Origin of the sequence: Rathayibacter sp. AY1F2 (assembly GCF_002930885.1) — a bacterium.
In the GTDB taxonomy this organism is placed as follows: domain Bacteria; phylum Actinomycetota; class Actinomycetes; order Actinomycetales; family Microbacteriaceae; genus Rathayibacter.
The window spans coordinates 1-8,781 of the sequence record NZ_PSVG01000038.1 but is presented as its reverse complement, the minus strand read 5'-3'; the positions used below and the strand labels follow the sequence as shown (position 1 = coordinate 8,781).

Below are 8,781 nucleotides of genomic sequence, written 5' to 3'. Positions count from 1 at the left end.
GCGCCGCGGGAGGCCGGGCGCGCCACCGTCCGGCTCGCGGGAGCGGGGTGCTCCTGCGAGCCGGACCCGGCCGACGGGGACGCCGGAGCGTCAGCGCCCGAGCTGCTCCTCGACGTACGCGCGGATCGGCGTGGTCGGCCGCCCGATCAGGCGGGCGAGCGAGCCGTCGGTCCCGCCGAGGAGGCCGTCGGCGATGTTCGCGTCGAGGCCGACGACGAAGCCGACTCCGCCCTCGGGGACGCCGGCGCCGGTGAGGACGCGGGCGTGCTCGTCGGAGGAGACGTGGCTGATCGCGGCGTCGCGTCCGGCGACCTCGGCGACGATCGCGGCCAGCTCGTCGAAGCTCCAGGCGGTGTCGCCGGAGAGCTCGTGCACGGTGCCGACCAGGGACGGGTCGGTCAGGGCGACCGCTGCGGCCTCGGCGTAGTCGGTGCGCGCGGCGCTGGCGACGCGGCCCTCGCCGGCGCTCGAGAGGGTGCTGCCGGTCGAGGCGAGCTCGGCGACGGTCTGCTCGTAGTTCTCGTTGTACCAGCCGTTGCGGAGGACGACGGCGGGGACGCCGCTGGCGGCGATCGCCTCCTCCGTGGCCTTGTGCTCGGGGGCGAGGATGAGCGCGCTCGTGGTCGCCTTCGGGGCGCTCGTGTAGACCAGGCGCGCGCCGGCGCGGACGGCGGCGTCGATCGCGGCGGTGTGCTGTGCGACGCGCCTGCCGACCTCGGAGCCCGAGACGAGTAGGACGGCCTCGGCGCCGGAGAAGGCGTCGTCGAGCGAGGCGGGGTCGTCGAAGTCCGCGACGGCGGTGCGGACGCCGAGGTCGGCGGCGAGCGCCTCGAGCTTCGCGGCGTCGCGGCCGGTGGCGACGATGTCGGAGGCGGCGGTGCCGCGGGCGAGCAGGTGCTCGACGGCGAGACGGCCGAGGTGGCCGGTGGCTCCGGTGACGACGAGGGTCATGAGGGGTCCTTCCTGACGGGTGGGGCGGGCGGGGTCCGCCGCCAGGAGGGTGCAACCGGCGCATCCTCCTCCTGCTTCCCGGAATGCAGTACCCACTATTTCGTTAGTACTGTCATCACACCTGTTCCGAGGAGCACCCATGATGATCGCCGACTCCCCCCTGCTCGCCGGGGACGTCTACTCCGCCGACTGCCCGAGCCGCGAGGTCTTCGGGCACGTCACCAGCAAGTGGGGCGTCCTGGTGCTCGCGGCGCTCGCTCCGGGCACGCTGCGCTGGGGCGCTCTGCGGCGCCGGATCGGCGGGATCAGCGAGAAGATGCTCGCCCAGACGCTGCGGATCCTGGAGGAGGACGGCTTCGTGCACCGCGAGGCGCGGCCGGTCGTCCCGCCGCACGTCGAGTACCGGCTGACGCCGCTGGGAGCGGAGCTGGCGGAGCGTCTGCTGCCGGTCGTCGAGTGGATCGCGGGGAACGTCGGGGCGGTCCTGGAGGCGCGCTCGGAGGGCCGCCGGGAGGGAAGGTGAGCCTCACCTTCTTGTGAGAACGTTCACAATCCGTTCAGGGAGGAGCCTCCACCCGGCGGCATCGGCGCCCCCTCCCCCTGCTTGCCTCGATCGCGTCTCCTGCTCGTGATCGAAGGACCTCCATGTCAGACACCGCCCGCCGCCCGCTCCTCCTCCCGATGGCCGGCCACGTGCGCGGCAAGCGCAGCCCCGTCACCTGCGCGCTGAAGTGCGCCAACGCCTGCTCCACCGCGACCTGCAACACGTCGCACAACAGCTACTTCCGCGACATCGTCTCGTCGCAGCTCTCCCGCCGCAGCGCCCTCGGCCTCGGCCTGGCCGGCGCGGTCACCGTCGCCGTCGCGTCCGCCGGAGGAGCACCCACCGCCGAGGCGGCCGTGGCGACCTCGGCCGACGGCTCGCCGCTCGCCTTCACTCCCATCGCTCCGGTGCCGTACACGGTCGACCGGTTCACCGTCCCCGAGGGCTTCGCCTGGCAGCCGATCATCCGCTGGGGCGACCCGCTCTTCGCCGACAGCCCCGCCTTCGACATCGCCGACCAGACGGAGGCCGCCCAGGCCGCGCAGTTCGGCTACAACAACGACTACACCGACATCGTCGAGATCCCGGGCTCGAAGCGCCTCCGCGCCCTGCTCGTCGTGAACCACGAGTACACGAACGAGAGCATCATGTTCCCGGCCGCGCAGCTCGAGGCGGAGCCGGAGCGCGTGCGCGCCGTCGGCCGCGCCGCCCACGGCCTCAGCGTCGTCGAGCTGGTCCGCACCGCGGTCGACCGCCCGTGGGCCTACGTCCGCGGGGGCGAGCGCAACCGCCGCTACCTGCTCGACACCCCCTACGAGGTGACCGGCGCCGCCGCCGGCACCGACCTGCTGAAGACGGTCGCCGACCCCGAGGGCCGCACCGTGCTCGGCACGCTCGGCAACTGCTCCGGGGGCACGACGCCGTGGGGCACGATCCTCTCGGGCGAGGAGAACTTCAACGGCTACTTCCGCGCCGTCGGCACGAGCGACGCCGAGAAGCGCTACGGCCTCGCCGACTCCGAGACCTCGCGCCTCTGGGAGCTCGACGACCCCCGCTTCGACGCCCGCACCCCGGGCTACGAGAACGAGCCGAACCGCTTCGGCTGGATCGTGGAGTTCGACCCCTTCGACCCCGACTCCACGCCGAAGAAGCACACGGCGCTCGGCCGGCTCAAGCACGAGGGCGCGAACGTCATCATCGCCCCGGACGGCCGCGTGGTCGCGTACCAGGGGGACGACGAGCGCTTCGACTACCTCTACAAGTTCGTCTCGACGAAGCGCTACATCGAGGGCGACCGCGCCCACAACAAGACCCTGCTGGAGGAGGGCGACCTCTACGTCGCCCGCTTCACCGGCGACTCCCCCGTGGCCGAGATCACCGGCACCGGGGCGGTCCCCTCGGACGGCGGCTTCGACGGCATCGGCGAGTGGCTGCCCCTGGTGCTGAACGGCGCCTCGACGATCGCCGGGATGAGCGTCGCCGAGGTGCTCGTGCACACCCGCCAGGCGGCGGACGCCGCGGGCGCGACCAAGATGGACCGCTGCGAGGACGTGCAGCCCAGCCTGGTCAGCGGCCGGATCTACGTGGCCTGCACCAACAACTCCGCCCGCGGCACCGAGGGCGCCAAGGAGGGCGCGACCGAGGTCAACCCGCGCACCGAGAACCGCGACGGCCACATCGTCGAGATCATCGAGGACGGCGGCGACCAGACCGGCCGCACCTTCACCTGGAACCTGCTGATGCTCTGCGGCGACCAGGCGCAGGGCGACGTCGTCTACTTCTCCGGCTTCCCGGCGGACCAGGTCTCGCCGATCTCGTGCCCGGACAACCTGGCCTTCGACTCGGTCGGGAACCTCTGGATCTCGACCGATGGCGCCCCGAGCGGCATCGGCTACAACGACGGGCTCTTCAAGGTCGCGCTCGAGGGCGCGACGCGCGGCAGGGTGGAGCAGTTCCTCTCGGTGCCCCGCGACGCCGAGACCTGCGGACCGATCGTCCACGACCTCGACCAGCACGTGTTCGTGGCGGTGCAGCACCCGGGCGAGGAGGGCACCTTCGAGGCGCCGACCTCGTTCTTCCCGGACTACGGATCCACGGCTGCGGGAGCGGTGGCGGCACCGCGTCCGACCATCGTGCAGATCCTGCCGGCGTCGCAGGTGGTGGCGCCGACTCCGACGCCGACCGCCGGGCCGACCACGGCACCGACGACCCCGCCGACCACCGCGCCCACGGCGACTCCCACCACGGCACCGACCGCCGGGCCGACTGCGGCGCCCACCGTTGCTCCGTCCCCGGTGCCCACGACCGCGCCGACCGGCACGCCGACCCCGCTGCCCGTCGGCGGCTCGGGCGGCGGGCTGGCCTCGACCGGAGTCGAGAGCGTCGGCCTGATCGCGGGCGCCACCGCGCTCCTGGCCGCGGGCGCCACCGCGCTCGGACTCGGAGCGCGCCGCCGCGCGGCCGCCGAGGGCGAGGACGACCAGCAGGCGTGAGGCCGGACAGGGCCCGGGACCGATCACAGGATCGGGGCCCGGGCCCTGTCGCGCTCGGGGACCCGCCGCTCAGGCCCCCGGGACCGGCGGGCCGGTGCGCCAGCGGAGGATCGCCGCGGCGTCGGCGTCGTGCGGCAGCGTCACCACGTCGACCCCCTCCGGAGCGGTGCGGGAGTCGGTGACGAGCACGCGCGCGTCCGTGAGCACGGCGGCGCGGGCCAGCGCGAGGGCGGCGTCGACGGAGTCGATCACCTCGGCACCCAGCGCCTCCTCCGGGGCCGACGCGACCCACGGCTCCGCGGCGAGCGCCAGCAGAGCGCGCTCGCGCAGCCGGCCGGGGTCGAGTACCAGCGTCTCGACCTGTGCCGAGGCCAGCGCCGTGACGATCGCGCCGAGCGAGTACTCGACGGTGCGGCGCGGCTCCCCGGTGCGCAGGGCGTCGAGCACGTCCTCCTTCTCGCGCAGCAGGATGCGGTCGAGCTGCTCGTCGACGAACCGCTCCAGCGCCCCCTCCTCGCTGCCGGCGGCCCGCGTGTTCACGGGCTCGACGGCCAGGATCGCGGCGCAGCTCGGCGAGAGCTGCTGCGCGAGCAGCTGCCGGGCGTGGATGTCCCCCGCGACGACCAGCAGGCACGGCCGGTGCACGCGCACGAGCTCGTCCACCGCGGCGGCGAGCTCGGCCTGCGTGCGCCGCCAGATCTCCTCCGCGTGGTGGTGGAACCGGTCGTGCCGCCAGCCGCCGGCCTGCGCCTTGTGGAGGGTGTCGGTGCGGCCCTGCACGGCCTGCTCGGCCTCGGGTCGCTGCGCGCCCAGGCGGTGCAGGCGGATCTCGCCGCCGTCCCGCGAGGTCTCGACGACGAGGACGCGCAGGTCGGGCCGGTGCTGCAGCAGCGGCACGATGTCGGGGAGCGGGCTGTAGGAGACGCCCTCGGGCGCGACCGGCCGACCCGGCAGCACCTCGTTCAGCACGACCCTCCCGTCCACGGCGACCGCGAAGAGGCAGCAGCCGCCCTGGGGGCGCCCGGCCCCCTCGAGCAGAGCGGTGAGGGCCCGGATGTCGGCCTGCGGCGCACCCTGGCGGGCGAGCTCGTCTCCGAGGGACGTGGCGCGCTCGAGCGAGATGTCCGGCGGATCGCCGGAGTCGATCGCGAGGTCGACGTAGAGCTGCGACACGGGCCGGGAGTCGCGGAGGAGCTCGGCCAGGGTCGGGAGAGCGGGGGTGGTGGTCACCATCGGGTCGTCCTTTCCTGTCGTGTCCCGACAGTGTCGGACGGCAGGAGCGGGAGGAGGGACGGGGTTGACTGCTCGCGCGCGCCTCAGAGCAGGCGGCGCGCGGAGGCCCAGGCGGTGAGCTCGTAGCGGGAGGAGAGCTGCAGCTTGCGGAGGACGGCGGAGACGTGGGACTCGACCGTCTTGACCGAGATGAAGAGCTCGGCCGCCGCCTCCTTGTAGGCGTAGCCGCGGGCGATCAGGCGCATCACCTCGCGCTCGCGGGCCGAGAGCCGGTCGAGCTCGTCCACCGACTCCGCCTGCTCGCCCGCCAGCGCCCCGAAGGCGTCGAGCACGAAGCCGGCCAAGCGCGGCGAGAACACGGCGTCCCCGCCCGCCACCGCGAGCACGGCCCGGCTCACCTCGGCTCCGGAGCTGGCCTTGGTGATGTAGCCGCGTGCGCCGGCGCGGATCACGCCGACCACGTCCTCCGCAGCGTCCGAGACGCTCAGCGCCAGGAAGCGCGACGACGACCCGGCGCTGCGCCGCAGCACCTCGGCCCCGCCTCCGCCCGCACCGCCCGGCAGGTGCACGTCGAGCAGCACCACCTCGGGCGCGAGCGAGGCGACCAGGCCGACGGCGGAGTCGACGTCGGCCGCCTCCCCGACGACCTCGAGCTCGGGGGCGAGGTCGGCCCGCAGGCCGGAGCGGAAGATGGAGTGGTCGTCGACCAGCAGCACGCGGGTCACCGCTCGACCTCCGCGGGGAGCCGCAGATGCACCTCGGTGCCGGTGCCGCCGACTCCGGGGCGCACGGTCGCGCTGCCGCCCGCGCGCGCCATCCGGCCGATGATCGACTCGCGGATGCCGAGGCGGTCCCCGGGCACCTCGTCGAGGACGACGCCGGGGCCGCGGTCGCGCACGAACACGTCGACGCCCTGCACGGAGGACTCGAGGTACACCGAGACGTCGCCGCCCGCGTGCCGGGCCGCGTTCAGCACGGCCTCGCGGGTCGCGGCGAGGAGCGCGGCGGCGCCGGGGACGGACGCTCCGACGGCCACCACCTCGAGGTGCACGGGGTAGTCGAGCTCGACGGCGGCGGCGATCGCCCGGACCTCGGCGGCCAGGTCGTTGGCGACCGGGACGTCGCGCTCGAACAGCCAGTCGCGCAGCTCCCGCTCCTGGGCGCGGGCGATGCGGGCGACCTCGCTCGAGGCTCCGGCGCGGTTCTGGATGAGCGCGAGGGTCTGCAGCACGGAGTCGTGCAGGTGCGCGGCGATCTCGGCCCGCTGCTCCTCGCGCACGCGGGCGGCCCGCTCGCCCATCAGCTCGGACCAGAGGGTCACCACCCGGGGCGCGGCCAGCACACCGGCGGCGATCAGCAGCACGCCCACGGCGAGCACCGCGTTGAGGGCGCTCGGGCGGCCGGTGAGCACGGCCGCTCCGGCGAGCACCAGCAGCGCGCAGGAGGCGAGGCGCACCGCGGAGCCGTACCGGGCGGGGCGGACGGCGTCGCCGCGGTCGAGCCCGAGGCTCCAGCCGACGGCTCCTCCCGCGAGCAGGCCGACGGCGACGAGCGCGCGCGTGATGTCGGCGTCGTCGCCGCTGTCGACGGCGATCAGCACGGCGAGCGCCGCGACGGCGGCGGCGAGGGTCAGCAGGCCGGCCACGGGAGCGGAGCGGCGGACGGCCGGATCCGCGTCGCGCGAGTCGAGCGGCGCGAGGGGCACCAGGGCCCAGAGCCAGAGGTAGAGGAGCGCGCCGCCCCCGCCGAGCGCGGTCGTGAGGGCGGCCAGGAGGCGGGTCCTCCGCACGCTCCAGCCGAGGTGGTCGGCGACCGCGGTGCACACTCCGCCGAGCAGCATCGTCCGCGGCCGCTGCAGCGGGGGGCGGACGGCGGTGCCGGGGACTGTGCTCACCCCTGCATCCAAACAGGTCGGCCGCACGATCGGGGGTGCTCTCGGGGTCGGATCAGGGGTTCCCCCGATGGTCCGGGCCGTGGAGCGCACGGGAGACTCGCAGCATGACAGGACAGAGCACGACCCCGCCGGGCTCCGGGGAGCCGGACGGCACGGAGGCGGCAGGCACAGCGACGACGCCGATCGGGACGGATCCCGGAGCGGCCGGCCCCGACAGCGCCGGCCCGGACAGCACCGGCCCCGAGAGCCCCGACCCGGGAGCCCCCGGCCCCGCCGATCCAGCCGGGACGGCGGGGCAGGTCGAGGCCGCGCAGCCAGAGCACGAAGCGGTTCTCGGGCGCGGGGATCGCCGACCGGCTCGGCATCGACCCGCTGATCGTGCGCGGGATCGTGCTCGTCGTCGCGGTGCTGGGCGGGCCCGCGCTCCTCCTCTACGCCGCGGCCTGGCTGCTGCTGCCCGACCAGGACGGCGCCCTGCCGGTGGAGCGGCTGCTCCGCGGCTCGCTCGACCGGGTGCACGCCGGGATCGGCGTCCTCGTGCTCGCCTCGATGCTGCCGGTGGCGCAGGGCTTCTGGTCGCTCGGCGGCGCGTACACCGGGGCGATGCCCTGGGCACCCGCGACCGGGCGGACGCTGTGGTCGCTCGTGGTGCTCGGGCTGATCGTGGCCTTCGTGGTCTGGATCGTGCGGCGGAGCCGGCGGTCGGACGACGCGGCCGCCCACCCGGCCCCGGCATCCCCGTCCGCACACCCCTCCGCGACGCTCCCCTACCCCGCGCCCTCCGCTCCGGCCTACCCCGCACCCGACCCCGGCCTGCAGGACGAGCGCCCCTCGTCCCCCGAGGCCGTCGCCGAGTGGCGCGAGCGCCAGGAGGCCTGGCGGGCCGAGCGGGAGGCGTTCCGCGCCCAGCAGAGCGCGTCGGCCCGCGAGACGGCCCGCGCCCGGGCGGAGGAGGCGCGAGTCGCCGCCGCCGCCGTCACCGCCGCGCGCCTGGAGCGCCAGCGCCTCCGACGCGCCGCGAACCCCCGGCTGCGGGCGAGCCTCACGCTGCTCGCCCTGGGCGCCGCCGCACTGACCGGCGCACTGGTCTCGCTCACCGCCTCCGGGCCGACGGCCCTCGTCGTCGGAGCCGCCTCGGCCGCGCTCGTGCTCGCCGTGGTGATCGTGCTCGCCGGCCTGTTCCGGAGGCGCGCGATCGCGCTGGTCGCCCTCGCGACGGTCGCGCTGGTCACGGCCGCCTGCGCCGCCGTGCTGCCGACCGACCGCGAGCTGCTCCCCGTGCTGGGCACCTACGGCTTCTCGAGCGCCGCTCCCGGCCGCTACGCGACGCTCGCGGCGAGCGACCTGCGCGTCACGGTCGCACCCGGTTACGAGACCTCCGGCGAGCCGCTGGACCTGTGGATCGGCTACGGGCACGTGTCCGTCGCCACGATGGCGGGAACGGCGGTCCGCCTCGAGGCGACCACGGAGGACACCGAGCTCCTCGTGCTGGACGCCGACGGAGGCGCGATCGACGCGCCCCGCGAGGTCCGCACCGCCGACGGCCGTCAGCTGTGGACGCAGACTTTCGGCGATCCCGAGGCCGAGCCGTTCGTGGTCCGCATCGCCCAGGAGGGCGGGTCGATCCGCGTCCAGGACTCCACACCGGGCGCCGACTCCGGCACCAT

General features: G+C 75.2%; 7 protein-coding genes. 3 read left to right on the top strand and 4 right to left on the bottom strand.

Going from position 1 to position 8,781, the window contains the following annotated elements; all coding sequences use genetic code 11:
• Nucleotides 1-90: 90 nt before the first annotated feature.
• Nucleotides 91-951 (bottom strand): NmrA family NAD(P)-binding protein, encoded by an 861-nt coding sequence (locus C5C54_RS17085; RefSeq protein ID WP_104262604.1) that lies wholly within the window; start codon nucleotides 949-951, stop codon nucleotides 91-93.
• A gap of 139 nt (nucleotides 952-1,090) precedes the next feature.
• Here C5C54_RS17085 and C5C54_RS17080 point away from each other — a divergent pair, with 139 nt between their 5' ends.
• Entirely contained in the window at nucleotides 1,091-1,474 is a 384-nt protein-coding gene (locus C5C54_RS17080; protein ID WP_104225746.1) for a helix-turn-helix domain-containing protein, read from the top strand.
• 122 nt (nucleotides 1,475-1,596) lie between these two features.
• A complete protein-coding gene (locus C5C54_RS17075) occupies nucleotides 1,597-3,987 on the top strand; it encodes a PhoX family phosphatase (protein WP_104262603.1) in 2,391 nt (796 codons plus the stop codon).
• Between the two features lie 69 nt (nucleotides 3,988-4,056).
• Here C5C54_RS17075 and C5C54_RS17070 read toward each other — a convergent pair whose 3' ends face one another.
• From C5C54_RS17070 to C5C54_RS17060, 3 genes are all read right to left on the bottom strand, one after another.
• Complete coding sequence (locus tag C5C54_RS17070) at nucleotides 4,057-5,220, bottom strand: Vms1/Ankzf1 family peptidyl-tRNA hydrolase (RefSeq protein WP_104288863.1); 1,164 nt, start codon at nucleotides 5,218-5,220, stop codon at nucleotides 4,057-4,059.
• Between the two features lie 83 nt (nucleotides 5,221-5,303).
• Nucleotides 5,304-5,945: a response regulator transcription factor gene (locus tag C5C54_RS17065; RefSeq protein WP_104225749.1), complete on the bottom strand. Its 642-nt coding sequence runs from the start codon at nucleotides 5,943-5,945 to the stop codon at nucleotides 5,304-5,306.
• Nucleotides 5,942-7,114, bottom strand: coding sequence for a sensor histidine kinase (locus C5C54_RS17060; protein ID WP_104288862.1), 1,173 nt, complete (start codon nucleotides 7,112-7,114; stop codon nucleotides 5,942-5,944). The genes C5C54_RS17065 and C5C54_RS17060 overlap by 4 nt, the downstream gene beginning before the upstream one ends.
• Nucleotides 7,115-7,492: 378 nt before the next feature.
• On the opposite strand from C5C54_RS17060, the gene C5C54_RS17055 reads away from it, so the two are divergent.
• A partial coding sequence (locus C5C54_RS17055; protein ID WP_104288861.1) for a hypothetical protein occupies nucleotides 7,493-8,781 on the top strand: 1,289 nt, incomplete at its 3' end.

Coding starts and splice junctions, on each gene's coding strand:
- C5C54_RS17070 (WP_104288863.1), bottom strand. CDS start 5,220: ATGGTGACCACCACCCCCGCTCTCCCGACCCTGGCCGAGCTCCTCCGC.
- C5C54_RS17075 (WP_104262603.1), top strand. CDS start 1,597: ATGTCAGACACCGCCCGCCGCCCGCTCCTCCTCCCGATGGCCGGCCAC.
- C5C54_RS17080 (WP_104225746.1), top strand. CDS start 1,091: ATGATGATCGCCGACTCCCCCCTGCTCGCCGGGGACGTCTACTCCGCC.
- C5C54_RS17085 (WP_104262604.1), bottom strand. CDS start 951: ATGACCCTCGTCGTCACCGGAGCCACCGGCCACCTCGGCCGTCTCGCC.